The sequence below is a fragment of the Aurantivibrio infirmus genome, assembly GCF_054767315.1.
The window spans coordinates 1-1,472 of sequence record NZ_BAAFSK010000019.1 but is presented as its reverse complement, the minus strand read 5'-3'; the positions used below and the strand labels follow the sequence as shown (position 1 = coordinate 1,472).

Below are 1,472 nucleotides of genomic sequence, written 5' to 3'. Positions count from 1 at the left end.
AACATAGCGACGGGCAACAAATATTACCCGCAAACAGATTACATTGGTCGCGGTAGCAATCCACTCACGCTAACACATTATTTCAATGCCAAGACCAGTAGTCAGCATTGGAGTTTTTCATATCGACAGTCCCTTACTATTTCAACGGATAGTGTTGAAGCAACGCGCGATGATGGAAAAGTTATTTCGTTTGCTATTGAAGGCGGTGAATATATTGGTTCTACCTTACGAGCAGACAAATTACGGTTAGTGGGCAGTGAGTATCAACTGTTCTTAAGCAATGGCGTCATCGAACGTTATGATGTCAATGGCCGATTAGCCGCCATTGATTTTCCCAGCGGCCCCGATCATCAACTGACATATAGCGGCACATCAGTGGTGGTGAGCAATGGTATTGAATCACTCACCTTGACCTTGGTTGATACCTCGGTTGATGCGTTGATTAGCCAAGTGCTGTTACCCAGCAATGAAACCATCGATTATGTCTATGACAGTGTCGGTGGTGTATCACGCTTATTATCAGTCACTCATTCCGATACTACCGGTGGGTCGATGACCTATTTTTACGAAGATGCCTCCTTCCCCACCTATGTCACCGGCATAGAAGACGAAAATGGGCAACGGATTTCATCGGTGACTTACGACGATGATGGCAGAGCACTGAGCAGTGAAATGGGACCGCTCAACTCCGGTATTGCGCGCACGCAATTTCAATACAATGTTGATGGCTCGCGCACGCTGACGAATGCACTGGGTAAACAAACCACCTATCACTTCGCCTATTTAAACGGCGAGTACAAAATGACTCAAACCGAAGGTCACCCCACGGCAAATTGCGCTGCCGCCAATAAAGCCTACACCTACCACACCACGGGCATGCTCGCGACCAAAACCGATTGGCAAGGTAACGTCACCGCCTATGACTATAACGAGCGACGTTTAGAAATCCAGCGCACCGAAGCCTTCGGCACGCCACAAGCAAAAACCTTCCATACCGTCTGGCATCCCGAGTTGACGTTAGCAACTTGGCGTTCTGAGCCCGGTCGATTAACCGCGTTTACTTATGATGCTCAAGGCCGATTAACAAAACGAAAAACCTACAGCGATCAAGACGATATCGATGGCGATGGATTAAGTGAGTATTTCGAAATCGTTTATTTTGGTGGCACCGAACAAAACGGCAGTGGCGATTTTGATGGCGATGGGTTTAGCAACGCCCAAGAATTCGCCGATCAAACCGACCCCACCAACAATTACAGTGGCGGCACCGCAGCCGATACCGATGGCGACGGTCTGCCGGACAACTGGGAGATTCAATACTTCGCCACTATTGCCTTTGATGGCTCCAGCGATCAAGACGAGGATGGGCTCAGTGACAAGGTCGAATTTCTGCTCGGCAGTGATCCCACGGTTTACGTTTTTGATAGTGATGACGACAGTATGTTTGACGGTTGGGAATACCAATACTTTTT

General features: G+C 48.3%; 1 protein-coding gene. It reads left to right on the top strand.

Features of this window, described 5'->3' with window-relative positions:
- On the top strand, positions 1–1,472 hold a 1,472-nt coding region (locus tag ACYUCY_RS18305; RefSeq protein WP_460227982.1), incomplete at both ends, for a DUF6531 domain-containing protein.